Annotated in this window: 27 protein-coding genes; 11 read left to right on the top strand and 16 right to left on the bottom strand. The window is 70.1% G+C overall.

What is annotated here, in order from left to right; all coding sequences use genetic code 11:
• Nucleotide 1 precedes the first annotated feature (1 nt).
• From ACLBKU_RS09250 to radA, 4 genes are read right to left on the bottom strand one after another with little or no spacing between them, the layout of a single operon-like run.
• Entirely contained in the window at nucleotides 2-1,648 is a 1,647-nt protein-coding gene (locus ACLBKU_RS09250; protein WP_410179264.1) for an MFS transporter, read from the bottom strand.
• Between the two features lie 52 nt (nucleotides 1,649-1,700).
• Nucleotides 1,701-2,144, bottom strand: a complete 444-nt coding sequence (locus tag ACLBKU_RS09245) for an iron-sulfur cluster assembly scaffold protein (RefSeq protein ID WP_410179263.1) — start codon at nucleotides 2,142-2,144, stop codon at nucleotides 1,701-1,703.
• Nucleotides 2,141-2,695 carry a CvpA family protein gene (locus tag ACLBKU_RS09240; protein WP_410179262.1) on the bottom strand — a complete coding sequence of 185 codons (555 nt, stop codon included), beginning with the start codon at nucleotides 2,693-2,695 and terminating at the stop codon, nucleotides 2,141-2,143. Before ACLBKU_RS09240 ends, ACLBKU_RS09245 begins: the two co-directional genes overlap by 4 nt.
• Nucleotides 2,696-2,709: 14 nt before the next feature.
• Entirely contained in the window at nucleotides 2,710-4,077 is a 1,368-nt protein-coding gene (gene radA / locus ACLBKU_RS09235; protein ID WP_410179261.1) for a DNA repair protein RadA, read from the bottom strand.
• 74 nt (nucleotides 4,078-4,151) lie between these two features.
• Between radA and ACLBKU_RS09230 the strand changes: the two genes are divergently transcribed.
• Nucleotides 4,152-6,479 (top strand): patatin-like protein, encoded by a 2,328-nt coding sequence (locus ACLBKU_RS09230; RefSeq protein ID WP_410179260.1) that lies wholly within the window; start codon nucleotides 4,152-4,154, stop codon nucleotides 6,477-6,479.
• Between the two features lie 97 nt (nucleotides 6,480-6,576).
• On the opposite strand, the gene ACLBKU_RS09225 is transcribed toward ACLBKU_RS09230, so the two are convergent.
• The 3 genes from ACLBKU_RS09225 to dnaK all read right to left on the bottom strand — a co-directional run bounded on the left by ACLBKU_RS09225 (nucleotide 6,577) and on the right by dnaK (nucleotide 10,357).
• On the bottom strand, nucleotides 6,577-7,200 hold the full coding sequence (locus ACLBKU_RS09225) for a DUF6445 family protein (RefSeq protein ID WP_410179259.1): 624 nt from the start codon (nucleotides 7,198-7,200) through the stop codon (nucleotides 6,577-6,579).
• Nucleotides 7,201-8,343: a molecular chaperone DnaJ gene (gene dnaJ / locus ACLBKU_RS09220; RefSeq protein WP_410179258.1), complete on the bottom strand. Its 1,143-nt coding sequence runs from the start codon at nucleotides 8,341-8,343 to the stop codon at nucleotides 7,201-7,203.
• 91 nt (nucleotides 8,344-8,434) lie between these two features.
• A complete protein-coding gene (gene dnaK / locus ACLBKU_RS09215) occupies nucleotides 8,435-10,357 on the bottom strand; it encodes a molecular chaperone DnaK (protein WP_410179257.1) in 1,923 nt (640 codons plus the stop codon).
• Between the two features lie 171 nt (nucleotides 10,358-10,528).
• Between dnaK and ACLBKU_RS09210 the strand changes: the two genes are divergently transcribed.
• Nucleotides 10,529-11,017, top strand: coding sequence for a copper chaperone PCu(A)C (locus ACLBKU_RS09210; RefSeq protein WP_410179256.1), 489 nt, complete (start codon nucleotides 10,529-10,531; stop codon nucleotides 11,015-11,017).
• Between the two features lie 56 nt (nucleotides 11,018-11,073).
• On the top strand, nucleotides 11,074-11,520 hold the full coding sequence (locus ACLBKU_RS09205; RefSeq protein WP_410179255.1) for a vgr related protein: 447 nt from the start codon (nucleotides 11,074-11,076) through the stop codon (nucleotides 11,518-11,520).
• Here the strand turns inward: ACLBKU_RS09205 and ACLBKU_RS09200 are convergent.
• From ACLBKU_RS09200 to hrcA, 3 genes are all read right to left on the bottom strand, one after another.
• Nucleotides 11,517-11,783 (bottom strand): glycine zipper domain-containing protein, encoded by a 267-nt coding sequence (locus ACLBKU_RS09200; protein WP_410179254.1) that lies wholly within the window; start codon nucleotides 11,781-11,783, stop codon nucleotides 11,517-11,519. The two genes, ACLBKU_RS09205 and ACLBKU_RS09200, sit on opposite strands and share 4 nt — an antisense overlap.
• A 105-nt stretch (nucleotides 11,784-11,888) precedes the next feature.
• A complete protein-coding gene (locus tag ACLBKU_RS09195; protein WP_410179253.1) occupies nucleotides 11,889-12,464 on the bottom strand; it encodes a nucleotide exchange factor GrpE in 576 nt (191 codons plus the stop codon).
• A gap of 17 nt (nucleotides 12,465-12,481) precedes the next feature.
• On the bottom strand, nucleotides 12,482-13,525 hold the full coding sequence (hrcA, locus tag ACLBKU_RS09190) for a heat-inducible transcriptional repressor HrcA (RefSeq protein WP_410179252.1): 1,044 nt from the start codon (nucleotides 13,523-13,525) through the stop codon (nucleotides 12,482-12,484).
• Nucleotides 13,526-13,680: 155 nt separating this feature from the next.
• On the opposite strand from hrcA, the gene rph reads away from it, so the two are divergent.
• Entirely contained in the window at nucleotides 13,681-14,394 is a 714-nt protein-coding gene (rph, locus tag ACLBKU_RS09185) for a ribonuclease PH (protein WP_410179251.1), read from the top strand.
• Nucleotides 14,391-15,017: an RdgB/HAM1 family non-canonical purine NTP pyrophosphatase gene (gene rdgB / locus ACLBKU_RS09180; protein ID WP_410179250.1), complete on the top strand. Its 627-nt coding sequence runs from the start codon at nucleotides 14,391-14,393 to the stop codon at nucleotides 15,015-15,017. Before rph ends, rdgB begins: the two co-directional genes overlap by 4 nt.
• A gap of 4 nt (nucleotides 15,018-15,021) precedes the next feature.
• Here rdgB and ACLBKU_RS09175 read toward each other — a convergent pair whose 3' ends face one another.
• Nucleotides 15,022-15,528, bottom strand: coding sequence for a CAP domain-containing protein (locus ACLBKU_RS09175; RefSeq protein ID WP_410179249.1), 507 nt, complete (start codon nucleotides 15,526-15,528; stop codon nucleotides 15,022-15,024).
• Between the two features lie 109 nt (nucleotides 15,529-15,637).
• Here ACLBKU_RS09175 and hemW point away from each other — a divergent pair, with 109 nt between their 5' ends.
• Both hemW and ACLBKU_RS09165 read left to right on the top strand, forming a co-directional pair.
• On the top strand, nucleotides 15,638-16,789 hold the full coding sequence (gene hemW, locus ACLBKU_RS09170; protein WP_410179248.1) for a radical SAM family heme chaperone HemW: 1,152 nt from the start codon (nucleotides 15,638-15,640) through the stop codon (nucleotides 16,787-16,789).
• A complete protein-coding gene (locus tag ACLBKU_RS09165) occupies nucleotides 16,786-17,676 on the top strand; it encodes a tyrosine recombinase XerC (protein ID WP_410179247.1) in 891 nt (296 codons plus the stop codon). The genes hemW and ACLBKU_RS09165 overlap by 4 nt, the downstream gene beginning before the upstream one ends.
• 4 nt (nucleotides 17,677-17,680) lie before the next feature.
• Here the strand turns inward: ACLBKU_RS09165 and ACLBKU_RS09160 are convergent, their stop codons facing one another.
• The 5 genes from ACLBKU_RS09160 to rsmI form a co-directional block, all read right to left on the bottom strand.
• Entirely contained in the window at nucleotides 17,681-18,298 is a 618-nt protein-coding gene (locus tag ACLBKU_RS09160; RefSeq protein ID WP_410179246.1) for a DedA family protein, read from the bottom strand.
• A gap of 64 nt (nucleotides 18,299-18,362) precedes the next feature.
• Nucleotides 18,363-18,752, bottom strand: coding sequence for a limonene-1,2-epoxide hydrolase family protein (locus ACLBKU_RS09155; protein ID WP_410179245.1), 390 nt, complete (start codon nucleotides 18,750-18,752; stop codon nucleotides 18,363-18,365).
• Nucleotides 18,753-18,785: 33 nt separating this feature from the next.
• Nucleotides 18,786-19,751 (bottom strand): glutathione synthase, encoded by a 966-nt coding sequence (gene gshB, locus ACLBKU_RS09150; protein WP_410179244.1) that lies wholly within the window; start codon nucleotides 19,749-19,751, stop codon nucleotides 18,786-18,788.
• 140 nt (nucleotides 19,752-19,891) lie between these two features.
• The gene (locus tag ACLBKU_RS09145; protein WP_410179243.1) at nucleotides 19,892-20,284 is read right to left on the bottom strand and encodes a YraN family protein; all 393 of its coding nucleotides are present in this window, start codon (nucleotides 20,282-20,284) and stop codon (nucleotides 19,892-19,894) included.
• Entirely contained in the window at nucleotides 20,281-21,138 is an 858-nt protein-coding gene (rsmI, locus tag ACLBKU_RS09140; protein ID WP_410179242.1) for a 16S rRNA (cytidine(1402)-2'-O)-methyltransferase, read from the bottom strand. The genes ACLBKU_RS09145 and rsmI overlap by 4 nt, the downstream gene beginning before the upstream one ends.
• Nucleotides 21,139-21,180: 42 nt before the next feature.
• Here rsmI and ACLBKU_RS09135 point away from each other — a divergent pair, with 42 nt between their 5' ends.
• From ACLBKU_RS09135 to ACLBKU_RS09120, 4 genes are all read left to right on the top strand, one after another.
• Nucleotides 21,181-22,383: a penicillin-binding protein activator gene (locus ACLBKU_RS09135; protein WP_410179241.1), complete on the top strand. Its 1,203-nt coding sequence runs from the start codon at nucleotides 21,181-21,183 to the stop codon at nucleotides 22,381-22,383.
• A 59-nt stretch (nucleotides 22,384-22,442) separates the two neighbouring features.
• On the top strand, nucleotides 22,443-24,443 hold the full coding sequence (gene parE / locus ACLBKU_RS09130; RefSeq protein WP_410179240.1) for a DNA topoisomerase IV subunit B: 2,001 nt from the start codon (nucleotides 22,443-22,445) through the stop codon (nucleotides 24,441-24,443).
• Nucleotides 24,436-24,819, top strand: a complete 384-nt coding sequence (locus tag ACLBKU_RS09125) for a hypothetical protein (protein WP_410179239.1) — start codon at nucleotides 24,436-24,438, stop codon at nucleotides 24,817-24,819. Before parE ends, ACLBKU_RS09125 begins: the two co-directional genes overlap by 8 nt.
• A gap of 146 nt (nucleotides 24,820-24,965) precedes the next feature.
• Nucleotides 24,966-25,502 (top strand): hypothetical protein, encoded by a 537-nt coding sequence (locus ACLBKU_RS09120; protein ID WP_410179238.1) that lies wholly within the window; start codon nucleotides 24,966-24,968, stop codon nucleotides 25,500-25,502.
• The last annotated feature ends 1 nt before the right edge of the window (nucleotide 25,503 follow it).

The raw sequence follows: 25,503 nt of genomic DNA, 5'->3' as shown, positions 1-25,503 counted from the left end.
GTCACGCGTCTACGACATCATCGTCTTGAAAGTCCTTGGGCGGACCCCCCGGGATTCCCCACCAGGCGACAAGCAGCCCGAAAGCCACGACGGCCCAGGTGTACCACAGGCCCGCATAGATATCGCCGGTGCGCGCGACGATCACCCCGGCGATCAGCGGCAGGAAGCCGCCGAGGTAGCCCGCGCCGATGTGGTAGGGGATCGACATCGAGGAATAGCGGATGCGCGGCGGGAACATCTCGGAAAGCAGCGCCGCGACCGAGCCGTAGGTCAGCGCCGAGAGCATCCCCAGCCCGAGCAGCACGCCGATGATGCCGATCACCCCGCCGATCGAGGGCTCCTGCTTGGCAAAGTCGAAGCCGTAGGCGGCGAGGCCCTCCTGCAGGCCCTGCTTGCGCGCCGCGCCGTCGGCGAACCATTCGGGCGCGATCGCGACCGGCTCGCCGCCCGCGGTGATCGCGAGCGTCTCGCCGGGGGTCAGGGTATAGGCGACCCCCGAGGCGGTCAGCGTCTCGAGGATCTTGCCGCAATCGGTCTGATCGCGCTGGAACAGCTCGGCGAAGGGATCGGTCTGGCACGCCGGGCCGCTCACCACGATCGGGGTGCGCTCGGCCGCCTCGGCGAGCTTGGGGTTGGCGAAGCTCCCCATCAGCCAGAACAGCGGGAAGAGCAGCACCAGCGTCAGCCCCGCGCCGATGATGATCGGCTGCTTGCGCCCGATCCGGTCGGACCACTTCCCGACGAGGACGTAGAAGCTCATCACGATGAGGCCCGAAATCAGCAGCACCAGCTCGACCGTGAGGTCGGAGACGTGCATCGGTCCCCTCAGGAAGCTCATCGCCGAGAAGAACCCGGTGTACCAGATCGTCGTCAGGATCCCGGTGATCCCGAACAGCGCGACGAACAGCCGCTTGGGGTTGCCGGGATAGGTGAGGCTCTCGACGAAGGGATTGCCCGAGGTCTCGCCCGCTGCCTTCATCGCCTGGAACACCGGGCTCTCCGAGAGCTTGAGGCGCATCCACAGCGAGATCGCGAGCAGCGCGATCGAGAGGAGGAAGGGCACGCGCCAGCCCCAGGCGGCAAAGGCGTCCTCGGGGATCAGCGCGCGGCAGGCGATGACGACGATGATCGAGAGCACGAAGCCCCCCGCGACGCTCGCCTGGATGAAGCTCGTGTAGAAGCCGCGCTTCTCGGGGGGAGCGTGCTCGGCGACATAGATCGCCGCGCCCCCGTATTCGCCGCCCAGCGCGAGGCCCTGCACCACCCGCAGCAGGATGACGATGATCGGGGCGGCGACCCCGATCGTGTCGATCGTGGGGATGAGGCCCACCCCGGCGGTGGCGATCCCCATCAGGGTGACGGTGACGAGGAAGGTGTACTTGCGCCCCAGCCGGTCGCCGAGGAAGCCGAACAGGATCGCGCCCAGCGGGCGGAACGCGAAGCCGACCGCGAAGGTCGACCACACGAGCAGCAGACCGAGTGTCTCGTTGTCCGTGGCGTAGAAGGCGTCCTTGAGGATGTAGGCGAGCGTTCCGTAGATGAAGAAGTCGTACCACTCGAAGATCGTGCCCGCGCTCGAGGCGCCGATCACCAGCCGGATTTCCTTCTCGCTCGGCTCGCGTCCGGCGAGTGCCTCAGCCTCTGACATGTCCCTGATCATCCCCTTGCCCGCGTGTGCCGCGACGTTCTCTGCGCCGTCACTAGCCGTTGCTTCTCGCTTGGGAAAGCGCCTCGACGGCGGCCTTCCACGGCAAGAGCAGCGCGCCGTGGCGGCCCGGATGGGCGAGCGCCGGGGCGAGCGGGTCGAGGCCCGGCCAGCTGTCCGGCAGCGTGCCCTCCCCTGCCAGCCAGGCGGCCAGGCCCTCGGCGGTCGCCGCGACGCGGGCGGGCTCGGCCCCGGCGCTCGCTTCGGCGAGCAGCGCGGCGGAGGCCTGGCCGATCGCGCAGGCGCTCACCTGCATGCCGATCCGGGCGATGCGCCCCTCGGCATTGAGCGCGAGCCCGAGCGCGATGACGCTCCCGCAGCTGCGCGAGCGCGCCTCGGCGCGCAAGGGAAGGTCGGCGGTGATAGGAAAGCGCGCAAGGCCCGTCGCGAGGCCGAGCAGCGCGGGCGAATAGAGCTTCGCCGCCCCCGCGCGGGTCACCGCCGCCGCCGGGCCGCGCGGGCGGCGGCGGCCTCGCGCTCGTCGGCCTCGATCCTGAGGCGGTCGCGGGTGATCGCGATCTGCGGGATGAGCTGGCGCGAGAAGGCATCGGCCGCCGCATAGGTGCGCGCGGTGATCATCCACGTAGGCCGGCCATAGTAGCCCCACTCCTCGTCCTTGCCGATCGCCAGCACCGCGAAGGCGAAGACCGCGATCAGCGCGCCCTTGACCGCGCCGAAGCCGAAGCCGAGCACCCGGTCGACAGGCCCGAGCACCGCCCCGTCCGAGGCCTCGGAGACATTGCCGATGATGACCTTCATCGCCGCATAGGGGATCAGCAGCAGCATCGCGAAGGCGAGCAGCGAGACCGCGGGCTCGGCGCGGTAGAAGCTGCGCAGCCCCTCGGTAAGGCCGGGGTGGAGGAAGTGGAGCGCCAGTGCGGCCATGATCCACGCGGCGAGGCTCAGCACTTCCTGCACCAGCCCGCGCAGGAAGCCGCCGACCGCCGCGACGAGGACGATGATGCCGATGAGGATGTCGAGGACGGCCATGTGCGCCGAAACGATTATGCGCTGCCCACCACCTGGTCAACGACGTTCGCAAGTGCGGTAAGCCCGCGATAGTCTGCCCCGGCCCCGCTCTGGGCAGCCCCAGCCGGGCCGTAGCAGCGCGCGAAGCCGAGCTTGGCCGCCTCGCGCAGCCGCAGCGGCGCATGGGCGACGGGGCGGATCTCGCCCGCGAGGCTCACCTCGCCGAACCACGCGGCCTTGTCGGGGAGCGGCCGGTCGGCAAGCGCCGAGACCAGCGCGGCGGCGACCGCGAGGTCGGCCGCGGGGTCCGTCAGGCGGTAGCCCCCGGCGATGTTGAGATAGACTTCGGCCGAGGAGAAATTGAGCCCGCAGCGCGATTCCAGCACCGCGAGCAACATCGCGAGGCGACCGGAGTCCCACCCCACCACCGCCCGGCGCGGGGTCGCGCCCGATTGCAGCCGCACGATCAGCGCCTGGATCTCGACCAGCACCGGCCGGGTGCCCTCGAGCGCCGGGAACACCGCGCTCCCCGCAAGCGGCGTCTCGCGCCCCGAGAGGAACAGCAGCGAGGGATTGGCGACCTCCTCGAGCCCCTCGGAGGCCATCGCGAAGACCCCGATCTCGTCAACCGCGCCGAAGCGGTTCTTGAGGGCGCGCAGGATGCGGTACTGGTGCGAACGCTCGCCCTCGAAGCTCATGACGACATCGACCATGTGCTCCAGCACGCGCGGCCCGGCGATGGTGCCGTCCTTGGTGACGTGGCCGACGAGCACCAGCGCGCAGCCGCTCTCCTTGGCGTAGCGGATCAGCTGGAGCGCGCAGCCGCGCACCTGGCTGACGGTGCCCGGCGCGCCCTCGATCGTGTCGCAATGCATGGTTTGGATCGAATCGATCACCAGCAGCGCGGGCGCCGGCCCCTGCCCCAGCGTCGTGAGAATATCGCGCACCGAGGTTTCCGAGGCGAGCCGGATCGGCGCATCGGCCACGCCCATGCGCGCGGCGCGCAGGCGCACCTGCCCGGCCGCTTCCTCGCCGCTGACATAGACCACGTCATTGCCCCCCCGCGCGATGGTCGCCGCGGTCTGGAGCAGCAGGGTCGACTTGCCGATCCCCGGATCGCCGCCGAGCAGCACCGCCGAGCCCGGCACCAGCCCGCCGCCCAAGGCGCGGTCGAACTCGGCAAGGCCCGTCGATTTCCGCACCGGCAGCTGCGTCGGCGCGTTCAGCGGCTCGAACGCCAGCGCCCGCCCGCCGCTCGACAGGTCGTGCTTCTGCGAGAACACCGTCGCGGGCACATCCTCAACGAGCGTGTTCCACTGCCCGCAGTCGGCGCATTGCCCCTGCCAGCGGTGCGAGACCGAACCGCATTCCTGGCAGACGTAGCGGCGTTTCGTTTTTGCCATATGTCATGCCCCATAACGAGAACAGATGACGAACGCAATTGCCATGCGCGTGTCATCCCCGCTAGACACGCCGAATGCGCCAGAAGGAATTGCGCCTTGCTCTCGTGTGCTACGGCGGGGTCAGCCTCGCGGTCTATATGCATGGGATCACCAAGGAGGTGTGGCACCTCGCCCGCGCGAGCCGCGCCTTCCACCATCCGGCTGCCGTGCCGCTTAACGGGGTGGCGGCGGCCTATCGCGACTTCCTCGGCGTGATCGAGCGCGACCACGGATTGCAGGTGCGCGTGCTCCCCGACATCCTGACGGGCGCGAGCGCGGGGGGGATCAACGCGGTGTTCCTCGCCCAGGCGATCCACGCCGGGCACAGCCTCGAACCGCTCACCGACCTGTGGCTCAAGAACGCCGATGTCGAGGCGCTCACCGATCCCGAGGCCGAGCCGATGTGGCGCTATGCCAAGCTCTGGGCGCAGCCGATCGCCGAGTGGTTCCTCTCGCGCCCCGGCAACGCGGTGAGCGCCACGGTCTCGCCCGGCACCCGCGCCGAGGTGCGCACCAAGGTTTCCAAGCTGGTGCGCGGGCGGTGGTTCAGCCCGCCGTTCTCGGGGGAGAAATTCTCCGCCATGCTGTTCGAGGCGCTCGCCCGCATGGCCGAGGAGGGCGATTGCATCCCGCTGCTTCCCGCTGGCTACCCGATCGACCTTGCCGTCACCGCCACCGACTTCCGCGGCCATCCGGAGACGCTGCGCCTGAATTCGCCGCCGCAGGTCGAGGAGAGCGAGCACCGCCTGCCGATCACCTTCCGCGCGCGGGTCGGCGAAGGCGGCTCGCGGCGGGAGGGCGGCAGGCTCGCCGACCCGCTCGAACTGGTGCTCGCCGCGCGCGCGACGGCGAGCTTCCCCGGCGCCTTCCCGCCGCTGACCCTCGCCGAGATCGACCGCCTCGCCGAGGCCGAGGGGCATTGCTGGGAAACCCGCCAGGCCTTCCTCGCGCGCACCATGCCCGCCCACGTCGCGCGCGGAACGGTCGGCGAGGTCGCGCTGATCGACGGCGCGGTGCTGGTCAACGCGCCCTTCGGCGCCGCGCTCGCCGCGCTCTACGGCCGCCCCGCCCAGCGCGAGGTCGACCGGCGCTTCGTCTACCTCGACCCGCGGCCCGAGGGCATGGGGCCGACCCCCGCGATGCGCGCGCGCGAGATCGGCTTCTTCGGCGCGATCTTCGGTTCGCTCTCGACCATCCCGCGCGAACAGCCGATCCGCGACGACCTCGAGCGCATCGAGCAGCAGTCGCGCGACGCGGGGCGGCTGAAGCGCATCGTGATGGAGCTGCAACCCGACATCGACCGCGCGGTGGAAAAGCTGTTCGGCTATACCTTCCTCCTCGACCGCCCCACGCCCAAGCGCCTCGCGGCGTGGCGCGCCAAGGCCCAGCAGGCCGCGGCAGAGCGGGCGGGCTATGCCTTCGGGGCTTATGCGCTGACCAAGTTCGAGGGGATCCTCGACCAGCTTTCCGCGCTGACGCTCAAGGCCGCCGGGCAGCCGATGGCCGAGCCCGGCCCGCTCGCCGAGGCGCTGCGGCGCGAGCTCGAGGCGCGCGGGCTCACCCGGCTCACCGATGCGAGTGGCGGGGCGACCGCGCCGGCGATCGCCTTCTTCCGCGCGCACGACACGGGCTTCCGCATCCGTCGCCTCGAGCTCCTCGCAAGGAAGCTCGCGCGTGACTGGCAGCTCGATCCCGACATTCCCGAGGAAGCGAGCGACCGCGCGCGCGACCGGCTCTACGAGATCCTCGCGCTTTACCACGCCGCCGACGAGGACGTGCGCCACTCGGAACGCTTCGCGATGCTGGCGCTGGAGGCGATGCGCGCGCCCGGCGCGGTGCTCGACCACCTCGCCACCCAGCGGCTGCTGCCGGCGACCGACTTGCGCGCCGAGGAGATGCTGATCGACGCACTCGAGGACATGCCGCGCGTCCTCAAGCGGCGGATGCTGCTCACCTATCTGGGCTTTCCCTTCTACGACGTCGCCACCCTCCCCCTTTCGCGGCGCGAGGGGTTCGACGAGTTCAATCCGGTGAAGATCGACCGCATCTCCCCCGACGACGCGCGTTCGATCCGCGAGGGCGGCACGGCGGCGACGCTCAGGGGCATCGAGTTCTACAATTTCGGCGCCTTCTTCAGCCGCGACTACCGCGAGAACGACTACCTGTGGGGGCGCCTTCACGGAGCGGAGCGGATGATCGACCTCGTCGCCTCGACGGTGGGCGGGGCGGTCCCCGAGGCGACGATCCGGGCGGGCAAGCGCGCGGTGTTCCTCGCGGTGCTCGAGGAGGAGGAGGTAGCGGGGCGCTGCCAGCAGGGCCTCGTCGACCAGATCCGCATGGAGGTGCGCGAGCGGATGGGGTAGCGCCCACCCCCGTTCCCGTTCGGGCTGAGCTTGTCGAAGCCCTGCACTTCCTCCCGAAGAGAAGAACAGCCCTTCGACAAGCTCAGGGCGAGCGGGCCTAGTTTCCGACCACCCCGAAGAACAGCAGCATGACCAGCCGCGAATCCTCCGGGCTCGTGCCGAAGCCCGCGGCGGCGTCGTGGAACTGCCAGGGGGAGAACAGCAGCAGCCGGTTGAAGCGCGCGGGCACGCGCATCGTGCGCTCCCACTTGGCCGGGAGGCAGGTGTCGCGGTTGACCACATCCTCGATCAGCGCGTTGACGTCGCCATAGCCCGAGGCGGCAATCCGCGCCGGGTCCTGCGGGACGGCCTCCAAGCCGGTGCGCTTGTGGCGGAAGAAGTCGGTGCCGCCCGCTTGCGGAAGCGCACAGTCCTCGGGGCGCGAGAGGTAGAGGATGCCCGAATAGGCCGCCGGATCGATATGGACGCCGCTCCGGCCCTTGGCTCCTTTGCCAGTCAGCCGGCAATGGCCGTGCTGCGTGCCCGGCGCCGGACCGAGCGTCACCCCCAGCAATCGCGAGACCGCCGCGTCGATCGGCGCGGTGTCGAAGGCGCGGGTCGAGTTCAGCCCCGGGAAGTTGCCGTGCTGCGCGGCCGGGTCATAGCCGAGCCCCAGCGCCTTGCGCCGCGCCGCCCAAGGATCGGCGAGGAAGTCGTCGACGATCAGGAGCGAGGGGAGCATCTAGCCCCCGAAGGCGTCCTTGAGCTTGGCGAAGAAGCTCCGGCTTTCCGGGCACTCGTCCCCGGTCTCGGTCGCCTTGAACTCCTCGAGCAGCTCCTTCTGGCGGCGCGAGAGCTTGGTCGGCGTCTCGACCACGATCTCCGCGACGAGATCGCCGCGCCCGCGTCCCTGGAGCACCGGCATCCCGGCGCCGCGGATGCGCAGCTGCTTGCCCGACTGGATCCCCGCTGGGATGTCGAGCCGGTTGGTCGAGCCGTCGAGGTCGGGGATTTCGACGCAGCCGCCCAGCGCCGCCGTGGTGAAGCTCACCGGCACGCGCGTGGCGAGCGTCGTGCCCTCGCGCTCGAACAGCGGGTGGGGCTTGACGTGGAGGAAGATGTAGAGATCGCCCGGAGGCGCGCCGCGCTGGCCGGCCTCCCCCTTGCCCGAGAGGCGGATGCGGGTGCCGGTGTCGACCCCTGCAGGAATGTCCACCTTCAAGGTCTGCGGCCGGTCGACCCGGCCCTCCCCGCGGCAGACGCGGCAGGGGTTCTCGATCACCGTGCCGCGGCCCGAGCAGGTCGGGCAGGGGCGCTCGATCACGAACAGGCCCTGCTTGGCGCGCACGCTGCCCATGCCGTGGCACAGGTTGCACTGGCGCTCGGAGGTGCCGGGGGTGGCGCCGCTGCCGTCGCAGGTGTCGCAGGATTGCGAGACCTCGATCTCGATCTCGGTCGTCTTGCCGTGGAAGGCCTCCTCGAGGCTCACCTGCATGTCGTAGCGCAGGTCCGCGCCGCGGCGGCTCTGCTGGCGCTGCTGGCCGCCGCCGAAGGCGCTGCCGAAGATCGTCTCGAAGATGTCGCCGATGTCGGCGAAGTCGCCGCCGCCTCGGCCGCCGAAGGGACCGCCGCTCCCGCCGCCGTTCATCCCTTGCGTGAAGGCCTCGTGGCCGTAGCGGTCATAGGCCGCGCGCTTCTGTGGGTCCTTGAGGCAATCGTACGCCTCGTTGATCGCCTTGAACTTCGCCTCGCAGGTCGCATCGCCCGGGTTGCGGTCCGGGTGATACTTCATCGCGAGCTTGCGGTAGGCGCTCTTCAAGGTGTTCCCGTCGCAGTCGCGGGTCACCTCGAGAAGCGAGTAGTAATCGAGCTGGGCGCTGGACATCGTCGTGACCTAATCCCCGTTGCCGCCGCCCGCCGCCGCGCCGGATCGGTGATCCGGACGCCGCGGCGAGCCTGTGGGATGCATCGGGGCCTTAGCCCTTCTTGTCTTCGTCGACCTCGGAGAACTCGGCGTCGACCACGTCCTCGGCCGGAGCCTCGTTCGCGGCGGCAGCGGCCTCGCCCTCGGGCCCTGCGGCCGCTTGCGCTTCGTAGATCTGCTGGCCCATCTTCATCGCAGCCTGCGTGAGCGCCTGCGCCTTGGCGTTGATGTCGTCGGGATCGCCGCCCTCGAGCGCGGTCTTCACCGCCGCGATCGCCGCTTCGACATCGCTCTTGGTCGCAGCGTCGATCTTGGCGCCGTGCTCCTCGAGCTGCTTCTCGGTCGCATGGACGAGGCTGTCGGCCTGGTTGCGCGCTTCCGCGGCAGACCGGCGCTTCTTGTCCTCCTCGGCGAACTTCTCGGCGTCCTTGACCATCTGGTCGATGTCGGCATCCGAGAGACCGCCCGAGGCCTGGATCTTGATCGTCTGCTCCTTGCCGGTGCCCTTGTCGCGCGCCGAGACCGAGACGATGCCGTTCGCGTCGATATCGAAGGTCACCTCGATCTGCGGCACGCCGCGCGGGGCCGGGGGAATGCCGATCAGGTCGAAATTGCCGAGCAGCTTGTTGTCCGCCGCCATCTCGCGCTCACCCTGGTAGACCTTGATCGTCACCGCGTTCTGGTTGTCCTCGGCGGTCGAGTAGGTCTGGGTCTTCTTGGTCGGGATGGTGGTGTTGCGGTCGATCATGCGGGTGAACACGCCGCCCAGCGTCTCGATGCCGAGCGAGAGCGGGGTCACGTCGAGCAGCAGCACGTCCTTGACGTCGCCCTGCAGCACGCCCGCCTGGATCGCCGCACCCATCGCGACGACTTCATCCGGGTTCACGCCGGTGTGCGGCTTCGCACCGAAGAACTGCTCCACGACCTCGCGCACCTTGGGCATGCGGGTCATCCCGCCGACGAGGATCACCTCGTCGACCTGATCCTTGCCGATCCCGGCATCGGCGAGCGCCTTGCGGCACGGCTCGAGCGTGCGCTGGATCAGAGCGTCGACCATCTTCTCGAGGTCGGCGCGGGTGATCGTCTCGACGAGGTGCAGCGGGGTGGTGGTGCCGCCTTCCATGCGCGCGGTGATGAAGGGCAGGTTGACCTCGGTGGTCGCGGCGCTCGACAGCTCGATCTTGGCCTTCTCGGCCGCCTCCTTGAGCCGCTGGAGCGCGAGCTTGTCGGCCTTGAGGTCCATGCCTTCCTTCTTCTTGAAGGAATCGGCCAGGAACTCGACGATCGCGTTGTCGAAGTCCTCGCCGCCGAGGAAGGTGTCGCCGTTCGTGGACTTCACCTCGAACACGCCGTCGCCGATCTCGAGGATCGAGACGTCGAAAGTGCCGCCGCCGAGGTCATAGACGGCGATGGTCTTGCCGTCTTCCTTGTCCATCCCGTAGGCGAGCGCCGCGGCGGTCGGCTCGTTGATGATGCGCAGCACTTCGAGACCGGCGATCTGCCCTGCGTCCTTGGTCGCCTGGCGCTGCGCGTCGTTGAAATAGGCGGGCACGGTGATGACGGCCTGCGTCACGCTCTCGCCGAGGTAGCTCTCGGCGGTTTCCTTCATCTTCTGGAGGATGAAGGCGCTGATCTGCGAGGGGCTGTAGTCCTCGCCTCCGGCGTGGACCCAGGCATCGCCGTTCTTGCCCTTGGTGATCTTGTAGGGGACGAGCTCCATGTCCTTCTTGGTCATGGGATCGTCGAAGCGGCGGCCGATCAGCCGCTTGATCGCGAAGAGGGTGTTGTCGGGGTTGGTGACTGCCTGGCGCTTGGCAGGCTGGCCGATGAGGCGCTGGCCATCCTTGGTGAAGGCGACGATCGACGGCGTGGTGCGCGCGCCTTCCGAGTTCTCGATCACCTTGGGCTTGCCGCCGTCCATGACTGCGACGCAGGAGTTGGTGGTGCCGAGGTCGATACCGATTACTTTACCCATTGTTTCCCCATCCATAAGGACATTGTTGGACACCGCTGCCTTCGGCTTCCCGAGAAGTCGGCAAAGCGCCTCGGCGGCTCGTTTGTGAGGGCGATATAGGTGTGCTTTCGCTTGGCACAAGAGAGCCGCGCCTCTAGTTTTCGGGGGCTTGCCACAAGGAGACACACCGCCGTGATTGCCCTCGCCCGCACCCTTCCGACGGCGCTCGCCGCTGCCCTGCTGATGCCGCTTGCCGCCTGTTCGGAGGGCGGCGGGACCTCGACCGCTGCCGAAGGCGAGCCGAGCGCGGGGCTCACCGTGAGCAACGCCCGCGTTGTGCTCGCGCCCGTGGCGGGCAACCCGGCGGCGGTCTATTTCGACCTGTCCTACACCGGGGCGCCGGGCGTATCGCTGACCGGCGTGGAGGTCGCGGGTGCGGGCATGACGATGATGCACGATTACGCCGAGGAGGCGGGCAAGATGATGATGGTGATGACGGACGAGGTGCCGCTCAGTGAAGGAACGCCGGTGAGCTTCGCGCCCGGCGGGCTGCACGTCATGGTGATGCAGCCCTCCGAGGCGCTCGCGCCGGGGAGCACGGCGAAGATCACCCTCACCCTCTCGAACGGCACGACGGCCACGGTCGAGGCGCCGGTGCGCGCCGCCGGGGACGAGCGCTGAGCGAGCCCGCGCCCGCCTGTCCCGTTGGCGGCGAGCGCGCGCTGACACCGGGCGAGGTGGCGCTCGCGCGTTCGGTCTTCGGGACCGCGATCGACTACGCGCCGGTCAGGGTCATACGCCGCAGGTTCTTCCCCTTCCAGCCGCGCGGGGTGACGATGGCGCCGATGGGACACATCCACTTCCACCCGCGCGCGCCGCACTATTGCGACGACTTCGCCGCCGCCTCGCTCGAGCGGCAGGCGCATTTCATTCACGAGTTGACCCACGTGTGGCAGGCGCAGCGGCGCGGGCGCTGGTATCTCGTCCTGCGCCGCCACCCCTGGTGCCGCTACGATTACGCGCTGAAGCCCGGCCTGCCACTCGATGCTTACGGGCTCGAACAGCAGGCCGAGATCGTGCGCCACGCGTTCCTCGTGAGGAACGGCGTCGAGGTCGCCGGAGCGGCGAACGCGGCCGCCTACGCGGGGCTCGTCGCCTTCCCGGGAGCGGAAGCTGCGCTCTAGCGGCAGCTCACCCGCCGCTCGCGGCCGTCGCGGTCGATCCGGTAGCAGCGGCCGTCGTTCTTCTTGATGAGGGTGCCGCCAGCCGCGCCCGCCGCCGCGCCGATCGCCGCGCCGGTGCCGATGTCGCCGCCGGTCACCGCGCCCACCGCCGCGCCCGCCGCCGCGCCGGCCAGCGCGCCTTCGCCGGCGTAGTTGCCGGCACAGGCGCCCAGCCCGAGCATCGCGGTGAGCCCGAGGGCGGCGGCCTTGAGGTTGCTGGTCATGTCATTCTCCTTGCATTGTCCATGCAAGGGCAACCGGACAGGCGCGCGCGATGTTCCGCCGCTCGCCCCGCGTGCGGCGGCGCTCGGCGCGAGATGCACGAAACGTCAGTCGGGCTTCTTCGCCACCGCGACCATGGCCGCGCGCAGCAGGCGGTCCTTGATCATCCAGCCCGACTGCATCTCCGAGACCACAGTTCCCGGCTCGTGATCGTCGGAGGGGACCTCGATCATCGCCTGGTGCTGGTTCGGGTCGAGCGGCAGGCCGACCGCGGCGATGCGGGTGATGCCGTGGCTGGCGAAGACCTTCTCGAGCTCACGCTGGGTCGCCTCGAGGCCGGTGACGAGGCCCTTCATGCTGTCGTCGCTGCGGAGGGTCTCCGGGATCGCCTGCACGGCGCGCGCGAGATTGTCGGCGACGCTCAGGATGTCGCGCGCGAAGCCGGTCGCGGCATAGGCGCGGGCCTCGTCCTTCTCGCGCTCCAATCGGCGGCGCACGTTCTGCGTCTCGGCCTGGGCGTAGAGCACCTCCTGCTTCGCCGCGTCGAGATCGCGGCGCAGGCCCTCGAGCGCCTCGGCGAGGCTGTCGTTCGCGGGCTCCTCGGCGCCCTCGCGGAAGTGTTCGGGCACACCCTTCAATTCGTCTTCCGCCGCCTGGTCCAGCGGCTTGTCGTTCTCGGTCATGTCGTAAAGCTTTCCATTCAAGCGATGAGCTTGCCCAGCGATCGGGCGGTGAGGTCCACCATGGGCACGACCCGCGCGTAATTCAACCGCGTCGGGCCGATAACGCCCAGCACGCCGACCACCCGCCCCTCGCGGTCGCGGTAGGGCGAGGCGATGACGCTGGAGCCCGAAAGCGCGAACAGCCGGTTCTCGCTGCCGATGAAGATGCGGGTCGCCTCGGCCTCGCGCGCCGAATCGAGGAGCTGCGCGACCGACTGCTTGTTCTCGAGGTCCTCGAGCAGCATCCGCACCCGCTCGATGTCGCCCAATGCCGCCTCGTCGAGGAGGTTCGCCGCGCCGCGCACGATGAGGACGGGGCGCGCGGCGGCGTCCTCGCTCCACACCGCGAGGCCGCGCTCGACGAGGTCGCGCGAGGCATCGTCGAGCTGCGACCGGCCCGCGGCGATCTCGGCGCGCATCGCCTGCGCCGCCTCGGCGAGGGTGCGCCCGGCGAGCCGCGCGGTGATGTAGTTCGACGCAGCCTCGAGCGCGGCGTGGCTCAGCGCGCCCCCGATCGTCAGGACGCGGTTCTCGACCCCGCCGTCCTCCCCCACCAGCACGGCGAGCGCGCGGCCCTGCCCGAGGTCGACGAGGTTGAACTGGGCGAGCTTGTGTTCGCGCGGCGCGACCAGCACCATCCCCGCCGCGCCCGAGAGGTCGGAGAGGATCGCGGAGGCCTGCTTCAACGCCGCCTCGAGCGGGCCGGCTTCTGCGAGCCGCGCCTCGATCGCCGCCTGCTCCTCGCGGGTCGGCTCGGCGACGCGCATCATCCCGTCGACGAAGATCCTTAAGCCCGCATCGGTCGGCATCCGCCCCGCGCTGGTATGCGGCGCGGCGAGCAGGCCCAAGGTCTCGAGGTCCGCCAGCACCGAGCGGATCGAGGCGGGCGAGAGGTTGAGCGCCCCGTCCGCCGCGAGTGTCTTGGAGCCGACCGGCTGCCCGCTCGCGATATATTCCTCCACCACGCGCTGGAAGATGTCGCGCGCACGCTGGGTCAGTTCGGTGACGGGGAGCGAGGTCATGCCTGGCAAACTAGGAAATGTTGCCCCCAAACTCAAATTCCGCTCGTGCTGAGCTTGTCGAAGCAGTGCACTTTCTTCTAGCGGGGGTTCCCAAGAGAAATGCAGCCCTTCGACAAGCTCGGGGCGAACGGGTTTTCCCGATTGGAGAAACGAACATGCGCCCATCCGGACGCGCGCCCGACGAGATGCGCGCCATCACGGTTCAGACCGGCTTCACCCGCCACGCCGAGGGCTCGTGCCTGATCGGCTTCGGCGACACCAAGGTTCTGTGCACCGCGAGCGTCGAGAAGGGCGTCCCGCCGTGGCTGCGCGGCAAGGGCGAAGGCTGGGTGACGGGCGAATACTCGATGCTCCCCCGCGCCACGCACACCCGCGGGGCGCGCGAGGCGGCCAAGGGCAAGCAGTCGGGCCGCACGCAGGAAATCCAGCGGCTTATCGGCAGGAGCTTGCGCGCCGTGGTCGATCTCCAGAAGCTCGGCGAGCGGCAGATCACCCTCGATTGCGACGTCATCCAGGCCGATGGCGGCACCCGCACCGCGGCGATCTCGGGCGCGTGGATCGCGCTGCGGCTCGCGGTGAACGGCTTGCTGAAGTCGGGCGACATCAAGCACGATCCGATTCAAGCGCAGGTCGCGGCGGTCTCCTGCGGGATCTACAAGGGCACGCCGGTGCTCGACCTCGACTACGACGAGGATTCGAGCGCGGATGCCGACGGGAACTTCGTGCTCCTCTCGGGCGGGAAGATCGCCGAGGTGCAGGCGACCGCCGAGGGCGCGACCTATGACGAGGAGGGCCTGCTGCGCCTCCTGCGCCTCGCCCGGATCGGCTGCGACCGGATCTTCGCGGCGCAGATGGATGCGGTGAAGTGACCCGAAAGCTTGGCTCCGGCTCGCTGGTGATCGCCACGCACAACGCGGGCAAGCTGAAGGAAATCTCGGCGCTGCTCGAGCCCTATGGCGTCAAGTGCCTCTCCGCCGGTTCGCTCGGCCTGCCCGAGCCGGCCGAGACCGGGACCACCTTCGCGCAGAACGCGCTGCTCAAGGCGCGGGCGGCGGCGGAGGCTTCGGGGCTGGCGGCGCTCGCCGACGACAGCGGGCTCTCGGTGGCGGCACTCGATGGACGCCCCGGGGTCTACACCGCCGACTGGGCCGAGCGGCAATGGTTCGAGGGCGCGCCGGGGCGCGACTGGTATATGGCGATGGGCAAGGTCGAGGGCCTGCTCGCCGAGAAAGGCCCCGGGGTCGACCGCTCCGCCGCCTTTCACTGCGTGCTCGCGATCGCCTGGCCCGACGGGGAATACGCGATCTACGAGGGGAGCTGCCCGGGCGCGCTGATCTGGCCGCCGCGAGGTCGCCTCGGCTTCGGCTACGATCCCGTCTTCGTGCCGACCGGGCAGACCCAGACCTTCGCCGAGATCGCGCCGGAGGAGAAGCACGCGATCAGCCACCGCGCCGACGCCTTCGCCAAGCTCGTCGCTGCGCAGTTCGGCTGACGGTTCAGCGCCGCGCGACCTGCGGGGCGCCGGGGTCGATGGGGTAGCCCCAGATGTTGCCCGCCGGCCAGTAGCGGCACACCAGCACCTCCTCGGCCGGCGTCGTCGCGATCGCGCAGCCGACCTCGCGGGTCTGCGGCCAGATCACCTGGGTGTAATGCGCGACATCGCTCCAGCGCCCGCTCGCCGAGACCTCGGGGAACTGGCCGGGGCGGAACAGCGCTTTCTCCGCGACGAAGAAGCCGACCTTGGTCCAAGCGTCCCAGTGGCCCCGCGGCCCGCGCCACAGGTTCTCGCCTTGCCCTTGGCGCTGCTCGAGGTTCGCGTGATCGTAGCGCCCGCTTGCGGCGAGGTGCGCGGCCCAGCCCGCCGCGTCGCGTGCGAGCCGGTCGCTCCACGCGAGCGGCGGTGCGCCCGCCTCGGCGCGGGCGAGGTTGTGGGCCTCGAGAAGATCGTGCTCTTCCCGAGTGGGCGCGCGTGAGGCTTGCGGAGCGGCGGGCGCGGCTGCCATAAGCAGCGCTGCACAGGCACATCGCAAGGGAAGGTTCAGGGCGGCTCGCGTCGGCATGGCCTCATGCGTGAGGCCCAACCGGTTAATCCGCCCCGAAAGTCTCTCGTTAATGGCCCGCGCACTCTATATCCACTGGCCCTTCTGCGCGAGGAAGTGCCCCTATTGCGACTTCAACTCGCATGTGCGCGAGGGGGTCGATGTCGCGGCTTGGGAGGCCGCGCTGATCGCCGACATGCGCGCCGAGGCGGCGGTGGCGGGGGGCGAGGCGCTCACCTCGATCTTCTTCGGCGGCGGCACCCCCTCGCTGATGCCGCCCGCCCTCGTCGCTTCGCTGCTCGCCGAGGCCGAGGCCCTGTGGGGTTTCGCGCAAGGGATCGAGATAACGCTCGAGGCCAACCCCTCCTCGGTCGAGGCGGCGAGCTTCGCAGGGCTGGCGGCGGCGGGGGTCAACCGCGTGTCGCTCGGGGTGCAGTCGCTGGACGATGCGGAGCTCAGGTTCCTCGGACGGCTACACGGCGCCGAGGAGGCGCTGCGTGCACTCGCGACCGCGCAGGAGCACTTCGCGCGGGTGAGCTTCGACATGATCTACGCCCTGCCCGGCCACACGCCGGAATTGTGGGAGGCGCGCCTCGCCCGGGCGCTCGGCCTGGGGACGGGGCACCTCTCGCTCTACCAGCTCACTATCGAGCCCGGCACGCGCTTTGCGAGCGACGTGCGGCGCGGGCGGCTCGTGCCGCTCGGCGACGACGCGGCGGCCGAGCTGTTCGACGTGACGCAGGCGATGACGGGCGCGGCGGGGCTGCCGGCCTACGAGACCAGCAACCACGCCCGCGCAGGCGAAGAGAGCCGCCACAACCTCGCCTATTGGCGCTACCAGGACTATGCCGGGATCGGCCCCGGTGCCCACGGACGGCGCGGGGGCGTGGCGACGGTCAGGCACAAGAAGCCCGAGAATTTCCTCGCGGCGGTCGCGGCGCAGGGCGACGGGATTGCCGAGGCGCGCGCGCTCGATGCCGCCGAACAGGCCGCAGAGGCGCTGCTGATGGGCCTCAGGCTCACCGAGGGGGTGGACCTCGCCGCGCTCTCGGTCCGCTTCGGCCTGCCGCGCGAGGGGCTGGTGGAGGAGGAGGCCCTCGCCCGCTTGCGCGGTCTCGGGATGATGTGGGCCGAGGGCGATCGGATCGGGGTGCTGCCCGCCGGGCGGGGCGTGCTCGATGCGCTGCTCGCCGAGGTGGTTGCCGACGCGTTGGTCGAAGCATGAGCGCCCCCGAGCTTCTCAAGGCGTGGCGGGCGCACCTCGCCGAGAACCGCCGGCGTTCGCCGCACACGGCGCGCGCTTATGTGGCGGCGGCGCAGCGGCTCGTCGCGGCGCGGGGGTGCGAGACCTGGGAGGATGCCGCGCGCACCGAGGTCCACGACCTGCGCACGCATCTTGCGGCGCGGCGTGCCGAGGGGCTTGGCAATGCCAGCGCGGCGCGCGAGCTCTCCGCGCTCAAGGCCTTCATCGCCTTCGCGCGCGAGCAGGCCGGCGATCCCGATCCGGCGCCCCCCCGCCTCAGGGGCCCGCGCCTCAAGAAGGGCCTCCCCCGCCCCGTCACCCCCGACGAGGCGGTGAACCTCGCCGCGCTGGTGGACGACCTCGCCGAGAAGGACTGGATCGGCGCGCGCGACCGCGCCGTGCTGCTGCTGCTCTACGGAGCGGGCCTGCGCATCGCCGAGGCGCTGTCGCTCACCGGCCGCGAGGCGGACCCCGGCGAGGTGCTGCGCGTGACCGGCAAGGGCGGCAAGCAGCGCGTGGTGCCGGTGCTGCCGATCACCCGGGCGGCGATCGCCGAGTATGTAAAGCTCTGCCCGTTCCCTCTCCCCGCGAACGGACCTCTGTTCCGCGGGGCCAAGGGCGGGCCGCTCAGCCCCGGCATGGTGCAGCGCGCCGTGGCGCAGGCGCGCCGCGCGCTGGGGCTGCCCGAGACCGCGACGCCGCACGCGCTCAGGCATTCCTTCGCCACCCACCTGCTCGGCGCGGGGGCGGACCTGCGCTCGCTCCAGGAGCTGCTCGGGCACGCCTCGCTGGGCTCGACCCAGATCTACACCCGCGTCGATGCTGCGGCCCTGCTAGAGAACTACCGCAAGGCGCACCCGCGGGGGTAGGAGCCTACTCGCCGGATTCGTGATGGCGCACCGGCTTCCAGGTGACCACGCGGTAGATGTAGAACACCACGCCCAGCAGCACGAAACCGACCACGCCGTAGCCCGCGAATGTCTCGAAGCGCTCGACCAGCGGCGCGGCGGCGCGGCCGCCGAAGATCAGCACCGCGTTCCAGATCCCCGAGCCCAAGAAGGTGAACAGGCAGAAGCGCCACAGCTTCATGTGCGCCAGCCCCGCGGGAAGCGAGACGATGGTGCGCAGGATCGGCGAGAACCTGAGGGCGAAGACGATCCCGTCGCCATACTTGCGGAAGATGTTGCGCGCCTTGGTGAACTCGTCCCACTCGAAGGTCAGCCAGCGGCCCCAGCGGTCGATGATGCGCTTCAGCTGCTCCTCGCTCCAGACCTTGCCGATCCAGTACCAGAACAGGTTGCCGACCACCGTCCCGAGCGTCGCCACCACCCACACCGCGCCGAAGGTCATCTGTCCCTTCGCGACGAGCAGCCCCGCCCCGCCCATGATGACCTCGGACGGGATCGGCGGGAAGACGTTCTCGGCCATCATCAGGAAGAAGATGCCGAGGTAGCCGCCCTTGTCGAGCAGTTCGAGGAGGAAGTCGGTCATGGTGCGCGAGGGCTTTCCGTTGGTTGGCGATCGGCCCGCTGCCGCCGCGCGCAGGCGAGCGCTGTCAGGTCGCCCCGGCAGCCAGCTCGGGCCATTGCCGCAGCAGCGTGCCGAGATCGAAGTATTCGCGCCATACCGCAATTTTGCCGTCGCGGAAGACGAATACGCCGGTCACCGGCAATTCGACCCAGCCGCGGGCGATGCGGTGCCGGTCGAGCCGCTCGGTGAACACCGTCTCCCCCTCGACCGCCGAGCGCAGGACGATCAGCTCGTTCGCGGTGGTGGGTGCGAAGAACGGCTCGAGCGTCGCGCGCACGCCCGCGGGGCCGGTGACGCTGCCCATCGGCAGGTTGGTGTATTCGCAGTCGTCCGCGAAATACGCGAGCGCGGTGTCGTAGTCCTTGGCGGCGACCGCGTCGATGACGGTGCGGACGATGGCGAGCAGATCGGGCATGGCGGCGACTCCTGTAGCACTCGCTACAGAATATCAGTCGCGCCCCCTCGCCGCAACCCGCGCCGCGATCGCGTCCCAGATCATGCCGGCCGTGTCGGTGCCGTTGAAGCGGTCGATCGCCACGATCCCCGTCGGCGAGGTGACGTTGATCTCGGTCAGCCACTTGCCGCCGATCACGTCGATGCCGACGAAGGTGAGGCCGAGGCGCTTCAAGTCGGGCCCGAGGGCGGCGCAGATCTCCTGCTCGCGTGTCGTGAGCTCAGTGCGTTGCGCACTCCCGCCCATCGCGAGGTTCGAGCGGAACTCGCCCTCGCCCGGAATGCGGTTGATCGCGCCCGCGACCTCGCCATCGATGAGGACGATGCGCTTGTCGCCCTTCGCCACCTCGGGGAGGAAGGGCTGGACCATGTGCGGCTCCGGCCAGGTCTGGTTGAACACCTCGAACAGCGCGGTGAGGTTCTCGCCCGTCTCGGGCACGCGGAAGATCGCCTTGCCGCCGTTGCCGTGGATCGGCTTGACCACGATCGCGCCGTGCTTCGCCATGAAGCGCCGCACCTCCTCGACCGAGCGCGTCACCAGCGTCGGCGGCATGAAGCGGCGGTAGTTCAGCACCATCACCTTCTCCGGCGAGTTGCGGACGTTCGCCGGGTCGTTGACCACCAGCGTCTCCTTGCCAATCCGCTCGAGGAGGTGGGTCGCCGTGATATAGCCCATGTGGAACGGCGGATCCTGGCGCATCAGCACCACGTCGACATCCCGCCCGAGATCGAGCCGCACCTGCTCGCCGCGGGTGAAGTGGTCGCCCACGACGCGCTGCACCGTCACCGGGAAGGCGTGGGCGAAGAGACGGTCGTCCTCGTCGAGGGTGAGGCTCTCGACGTGGTATTCGTAGACCGTGTAGCCCCGCTCCTGCGCGGACAGCATCAGCGCGAAGGAGCTGTCCCCTGCGATGTTGATGCGGTCGAGGGGGTCCATCTGGACGGCTATTCTCAGGGTCATCGGGGCCTCGCGCTCGCGTATCTCGACTGCAGTTTCAGGGATTCGCCTGAAACCGCCGCTCGATACGAACGGGTTTCGTTCGCCTCCCTAGCCGTTCGTGTCGAGCGAAGTCGAGACACCACGCGCAAGCGGGCGCGGGTTCATGAGAACGGCATCCACGCATTCTCGATGTGGGTCGGCTTGCGCCCCGGCGCCAGCAGAATGACGTCGATGCGGATGTCCTCACCGCTGGAGGCATAATCCTGCCAGACCAGCTCGACCGCGGCGGCGACGCGGCGCAGGCGGCGCTCGTCGATGGCCTCGGCGAGGTCGGCGGAGCGCGCGCGCCACTTGACCTCGACGAAGGCGACGAGGCCCGCCTTGGCCGCGACGAGGTCGATCTCGCCGCGCTTCGTCTTGACCCGCTCGGCGAGGATGCGCCAGCCGGTATGGGCGAGGAACATCGCCGCCTCGGCCTCGCCCTGTCGGCCGCGCTGGTCGGCTTCGTGGCGCTGCTCGGGGGTGCGGCCCACCTTCACCGGCTCCTCGCTCATCCGCCCTTCAATTCGAGCGCGCGCGCGTAGAGCGTGGCGCGGTCGACGCCGGTCGCCTTCGCGACGATCCCCGCCGCCTTGCCCGGCCCGGCCTCCGCGAGCGCCGCGCGCAGCAGGGCGTCGGTGTCGGGCGCGGGGGCCTCGTCCACGCCGGGCGGGCCGACCAGCAGCACGATCTCGCCCTTGGGGGGATGCACGGCATAGTGCGCGGCGAGGCTCGCAGCGGTGCCGGTGCGGCATTCCTCGTGGAGCTTCGTCAACTCGCGCGCCACCGCCACCTCGCGCGCCGGCCACAGCTCGGCGATCGCCGCGAGGGATCGTTCGAGGCGCGGCGCGGTCTCGTAGAAGACCAGCGTCGCGGCGACCCCCGCGAGGCTCTCGAGCGTCTCAACCCGCGCCTTGTCCTTGACCGGCAGGAAGCCTGCGAAGAGGAAGCGGTCCGACGGCAGCCCCGCCATCGCCAGCGCGCTGATCGCCGCACACGGCCCGGGGATGCTCGTCACCGTCACCCCGCGCGCGCGCGCCTCGCGCACCAGGCGGAAGCCCGGATCGGAGATCAGCGGCGTCCCGGCATCCGACACCAATGCGACTGGCATTTGCCTCGCTTCGTCGATGATCCGGGCGCGCGTCTCGGGCGAGGCGTGATCGTCGAGGCGCTGGAGCCGCGCCTTGATCCCCAAGTGTTTCAACAGCTTGCCCGCGACCCGCGTGTCCTCGCAGGCGACCAGCGCAGCGCCGCGCAGCACGTCGATCGCGCGCAGCGTGATGTCGCCCAAGTTGCCAATCGGGGTCGCCACGATATACACCCCGGGCTCGAGGGTTCCTGCGGGTGGAGTGGGGAACGCGGCGGTCATGACGGGCCGGTTCATGGAGCACGGCAGAGGGGTCGGCAAGAGATGAAGCTTCGGATGGGGCCCGCGCAAGGCTGGCGGTTCGGCACATTCGCGCGGCACGTGACGGGGCGCAATCTCGCGCTCGCGGGTGCGGCGCTGCTCGCGGCGGGGTGCCAGGTGGTGCCCAAGGGAAGCGGCCCGGCGACGACCGGCCCCGCCCCTGCCCCCGAGCCCTCCGAGACCGCGCTCCCGACCGACACCGGGCGCCACCGCATCGCGCTGCTCGTCCCGCTCTCGGGCGAGGCGGGCGGGGTCGGCCAGGCGATCGCCAATGCGACGACGATGGCACTGCTCGACACCAAGGCATCGAACCTGCGCATCACCACCTACGACACCGCCGACGGGATCGGCGGCGCGGCGCGGAAGGCGATCGCCGACGGCAACCGGCTGATCCTCGGCCCCCTCAATGCCGAGGCGGTGCCCACGGTGCAGGCCGCCGCGCGCCCTGCCGGGGTGCCGGTGATCGCCTTCGCCAACGACCCTTCGGTGGCATCGCCCGACGTCTTCGTGATCGGCCATATGCCCGAACAGTCGATCCGCCGCTCGGTCGCCTATGCCCGCACCAAGGGGGCGACGCGCTTCGCCGTCCTTGCGCCCGAGGGCGATTACGGCACCCGCTCGGTATCGGCGCTCGAGAATGCCCTGAGGGACTACGGCGGCGCGGTCGCGGCGCGGCAGACCTACACGCGCGGCAACACCTCGATCGTCAGCGCCGCCTCGCGCCTCAGGGCGGCGGGCGGCTTCGACACGGTGCTGATCGCGGACTCCGCGCGGTTCGGGATCGACGCGGCGGGCGAGCTCGCCAAGGGCCGCACCAAGCCGCGCATCCTCGGCACCGAGCTGTGGAGCGGCGAGGCCTCGATCGCGAAGGCCGCGGGGCTCAACGGCGCGCTGTTCGCCGCGGTCTCGGATCAGCGCTTCGGCCGCTTCGCCGACAGCTATGCCGCACGGTTCGGCAGCCAGCCCTACCGGGTCGCGACGCTCGGCTATGATGCGGTGCTGCTGACGCTGAGGGTGGCGCGCGACTGGAAGGTCGGCACGCCCTTCCCCAAGGCGATGCTCTACGACCGCGGCGGCTTTCTCGGGGTCGACGGGGCCTTCCGGTTCTCGCGGAGCGGCGTGGTCGAGCGCGCGCTCGAGGTGCGCGAGGTCAAGGCGGGCGACGTCACCGTCGCCGACCCCGCGCCGACGGGCTTCGGCAAGTGAGTATAATCCCGGGGGGTGGCTTGTGAGGGTCGGGGGCGCGGCCCTATAAGCGCCGCGCCATGGCCGACACCTCTCCCGACGACCTCTTCGCCAACACCCCGACCTCGAGCGGCGACTACAATGCCTCCGCGATCGAGGTGCTCGAGGGGCTGGAGCCGGTGCGCCGCCGGCCGGGGATGTATATCGGCGGGACCGACGACCGCGCCTTCCACCACCTCGCCGCCGAGGTGCTCGACAACGCGATGGACGAGGCGGTGGCGGGCCATGCGACCCGGATCGAGATGCGCCTCGAGGAAGGCAACCGCCTCTCGATCGCCGACAACGGCCGCGGCATCCCGGTTGACGAGCACCCCAAGTTCCCCGGCAAGTCGACGCTCGAGGTGATCCTCTCGACGCTGCACTCGGGCGGCAAGTTCTCCGGCAAGGCCTATGCGACGAGCGGCGGCCTCCACGGCGTGGGCGTCAGCGTGGTCAACGCGCTGTCCTCCTTCACCCGCGTCGAGGTGGCGCGCGACAAGCAGCTTTATGCGCAGGAGTTCTCGCGTGGGCAGACGCAGGGGCCGATCCAGAGCCTCGGAGCCACGCCCAACCGCCGCGGCACCACCGTCACCTTCGTTCCCGACACCGAGATCTTCGGCGAGCGGAGCTTCAATCCCAAGCGACTGTTCAAGCTGGCGCGCTCCAAGGCCTACCTCTTCGCGGGCGTGGAAATCCGCTGGAAATGCGCGCCTTCGCTGGCGTCCGAGGACGTGCCCGCCGAGGCCGTCTTCAAGTTCCCCGGCGGGCTCGCCGATCACCTCGCCGAGCAGATCGGCACGCGCGAATGCGTCACCGCGCAGCCCTTCGCGGGCTCGCAGGACTTCCCCGCCGTCGACGGCGTGCAGCAGGGCCGCGTGGAATGGGCGATCGCCTGGCCGCTCTATTCCGACGGGGCGACGAGCTGGTATTGCAACACCGTCCCCACCCCCGACGGCGGCACCCACGAGCAGGGGCTGCGCACCGCCCTCACCCGCGCGCTTCGCGCCTTCGGCGAGCTGGTCGGCCAGAAGAAGGCGAAGGACATCACCGCCGACGACGTGATGACCGGCGCCGAGGTGATGCTCAGCGTGTTCATCCGCGATCCCCAGTTCCAGTCGCAGACCAAGGACCGGCTCACCTCGCCCGAGGCCGCGCGCCTCGTCGAGAACGCGGTGCGCGATCATTTCGACCACTTCCTCACCGACAACATGGAGCGCGGCAAGGCGCTGCTCGGCGAGGTGATGGAGCGCATGGACGAGCGCCTCAAGCGCAAGCAGGAGCGCGAGATCAAGCGCAAGAGCGCGACCAACGCCAAGAAGCTGCGCTTGCCGGGCAAGCTCACCGATTGTTCGGGCGAAGGCGGGCGCGAGACCGAGCTGTTCATCGTCGAGGGGGACAGCGCGGGCGGCAGCGCCAAGCAGGCGCGCGACCGCAAGAGCCAGGCGATCCTGCCGATCCGCGGCAAGATCCTCAACGTGGCGAGCGCCACGGCGGACAAGATCCGCGCGAACAGCGAGATCGCCGACCTGATCCTCGCGATGGGCTGCGGCACCCGCAAGGACTGCGACCCAACCGCGCTCCGGTATGACCGCATCATCATCATGACCGACGCCGACGTCGACGGCGCGCATATCGCGACGCTGCTGATGACCTTCTTCTTCCAGGAGATGCCCGAGATCGTGCGCGCCGGGCACCTGTTCCTCGCCCAGCCCCCGCTCTATCGCCTCACCGCCGGCAAGGAGAGCCGCTACGCCCGCGACGACGCGCACCGCGCCGAGCTCGAGGCGAGCGTGTTCAAGGGCAAGCGCGTCGAGGTCGCGCGCTTCAAGGGCCTCGGCGAGATGAACCCGCAGCAATTGCGCGAGACGACGATGGCGCCCGAGACCCGCAGCCTCATCCGCATCACCCTGCCCGCCGAATACGAGCAGCGCGCGAGCGTCGCCCGGCTCGTCGACGAGCTGATGGGCCGCAATCCCGAACACCGCTTCAACTTCATCCAGAACCGCGCGGGCGAAGTGGACCGCGACCTGATCGATGCGTGAGCCGGGCGGGAGCGAGGCTCCCGACGCGCGCGAGGACGAGGCGGGGATCTTCGCCGGCGACCGGCGCCTCGCGCGCCCCGATGCCTCGGTCCCCGACTGGGAGGTGCCGGACACGGCCTATCGCCCGGTGCCGATCGTGTGGTTCACCGCGGCGCTGCTGACGCAGAACGTGGCGCAGTCGGTGCTGCTCGGGGTCCTCGGGGGGCAGCACCCGGTGGTGAACCTCGCGGCCTCGGTGCTGGCGAGCGCGGGGATCGGGTGGTGGACCTGGGACCGCGGCATGGCGCAGGCGAGCGGGGCGTGGAAAGTCGCCACCGTGGTCATGCTCGCATTGTTCTTCGCGCTGTTCGCGCTCGCCCACCTGCCGCGGCTGTAATCGCGAGCTCCGCTCCAGCATCGCGCCGACTGTTTTCCTTAAGGTTTTCGGGCTTGCTCCTGATCCGATCCTTTCCTTCATTGCACATTGCTTGAAAGAGGCGCATTTTTTGCGCCAGCGACACGAAGATGCGCAGGAGAGAGGACATGGCTACACGTGCGTTCAAGACCCGCACCGTCCTGATAACCGGGCTCGCCATCGCGGCGGCCGCGCCGGTGCTTGCGGCGGGCGAGGCGGTGCTCGATCTCGGCAGCGGGAGCAGCGCGGCGCCGGGCGGGACGATCGAGGTCGAGTCCTTCTCGTGGGGCGTGCACAATGCCGGCACGCACCGCTGCCCCGCCGCCGGGGAGAAGGGTCGCTGGATGGCGCCCGAGGTGATCAGCTCCAAGGGCGCGCGCGCGGCCTCCGCGGCACCGGGCGCGCCCCCGGGGGCGGCCTGCGTCGCGATCCTCACCGCGCGCGAGGCGGCGACGGGGCAGGCGACCGGGCGGCGCAAGGGCTGGGACGGCTGCGTCAAGGGCAACCACATCGCCCAGGCGAACCTCGTCCACCGCGACCTCGCCTACCGGCTCGGCGGCGCGACGATCGAGGAATGCACCGCCGATGGCATGGTGCTGTCCTTCGACACGGTCACCACCGAGCGGGTGCCCCGCGCGATCCTGACCGTCTCGGGCTCGAACTAGC

Origin of the sequence: Erythrobacter sp. NE805 (genome assembly GCF_046452355.1) — a bacterium.
Classification (GTDB): Bacteria; Pseudomonadota; Alphaproteobacteria; order Sphingomonadales; family Sphingomonadaceae; genus Erythrobacter.
Note: the sequence above shows the minus strand (reverse complement) of the source record. Positions and strands in the feature narration are given on the sequence as shown.

Bases quoted from the DNA above. Each gene is read 5' to 3' on its own strand.
- ACLBKU_RS09250 (WP_410179264.1), bottom strand. From the start codon at position 1,648: ATGTCAGAGGCTGAGGCACTCGCCGGACGCGAGCCGAGCGAGAAGGAA.
- ACLBKU_RS09240 (WP_410179262.1), bottom strand. From the start codon at position 2,695: ATGGCCGTCCTCGACATCCTCATCGGCATCATCGTCCTCGTCGCGGCG.
- radA (WP_410179261.1), bottom strand. From the start codon at position 4,077: ATGGCAAAAACGAAACGCCGCTACGTCTGCCAGGAATGCGGTTCGGTC.
- ACLBKU_RS09230 (WP_410179260.1), top strand. From the start codon at position 4,152: ATGCGCCAGAAGGAATTGCGCCTTGCTCTCGTGTGCTACGGCGGGGTC.
- ACLBKU_RS09225 (WP_410179259.1), bottom strand. From the start codon at position 7,200: ATGCTCCCCTCGCTCCTGATCGTCGACGACTTCCTCGCCGATCCTTGG.
- dnaJ (WP_410179258.1), bottom strand. From the start codon at position 8,343: ATGTCCAGCGCCCAGCTCGATTACTACTCGCTTCTCGAGGTGACCCGC.
- dnaK (WP_410179257.1), bottom strand. From the start codon at position 10,357: ATGGGTAAAGTAATCGGTATCGACCTCGGCACCACCAACTCCTGCGTC.
- ACLBKU_RS09200 (WP_410179254.1), bottom strand. From the start codon at position 11,783: ATGACCAGCAACCTCAAGGCCGCCGCCCTCGGGCTCACCGCGATGCTC.
- ACLBKU_RS09195 (WP_410179253.1), bottom strand. From the start codon at position 12,464: ATGACCGAGAACGACAAGCCGCTGGACCAGGCGGCGGAAGACGAATTG.
- hrcA (WP_410179252.1), bottom strand. From the start codon at position 13,525: ATGACCTCGCTCCCCGTCACCGAACTGACCCAGCGTGCGCGCGACATC.
- rph (WP_410179251.1), top strand. From the start codon at position 13,681: ATGCGCCCATCCGGACGCGCGCCCGACGAGATGCGCGCCATCACGGTT.
- ACLBKU_RS09175 (WP_410179249.1), bottom strand. From the start codon at position 15,528: ATGGCAGCCGCGCCCGCCGCTCCGCAAGCCTCACGCGCGCCCACTCGG.
- hemW (WP_410179248.1), top strand. From the start codon at position 15,638: ATGGCCCGCGCACTCTATATCCACTGGCCCTTCTGCGCGAGGAAGTGC.
- ACLBKU_RS09165 (WP_410179247.1), top strand. From the start codon at position 16,786: ATGAGCGCCCCCGAGCTTCTCAAGGCGTGGCGGGCGCACCTCGCCGAG.
- ACLBKU_RS09160 (WP_410179246.1), bottom strand. From the start codon at position 18,298: ATGACCGACTTCCTCCTCGAACTGCTCGACAAGGGCGGCTACCTCGGC.
- ACLBKU_RS09155 (WP_410179245.1), bottom strand. From the start codon at position 18,752: ATGCCCGATCTGCTCGCCATCGTCCGCACCGTCATCGACGCGGTCGCC.
- gshB (WP_410179244.1), bottom strand. From the start codon at position 19,751: ATGACCCTGAGAATAGCCGTCCAGATGGACCCCCTCGACCGCATCAAC.
- ACLBKU_RS09145 (WP_410179243.1), bottom strand. From the start codon at position 20,284: ATGAGCGAGGAGCCGGTGAAGGTGGGCCGCACCCCCGAGCAGCGCCAC.
- rsmI (WP_410179242.1), bottom strand. From the start codon at position 21,138: ATGACCGCCGCGTTCCCCACTCCACCCGCAGGAACCCTCGAGCCCGGG.
- ACLBKU_RS09135 (WP_410179241.1), top strand. From the start codon at position 21,181: ATGAAGCTTCGGATGGGGCCCGCGCAAGGCTGGCGGTTCGGCACATTC.
- parE (WP_410179240.1), top strand. From the start codon at position 22,443: ATGGCCGACACCTCTCCCGACGACCTCTTCGCCAACACCCCGACCTCG.
- ACLBKU_RS09125 (WP_410179239.1), top strand. From the start codon at position 24,436: ATGCGTGAGCCGGGCGGGAGCGAGGCTCCCGACGCGCGCGAGGACGAG.
- ACLBKU_RS09120 (WP_410179238.1), top strand. From the start codon at position 24,966: ATGGCTACACGTGCGTTCAAGACCCGCACCGTCCTGATAACCGGGCTC.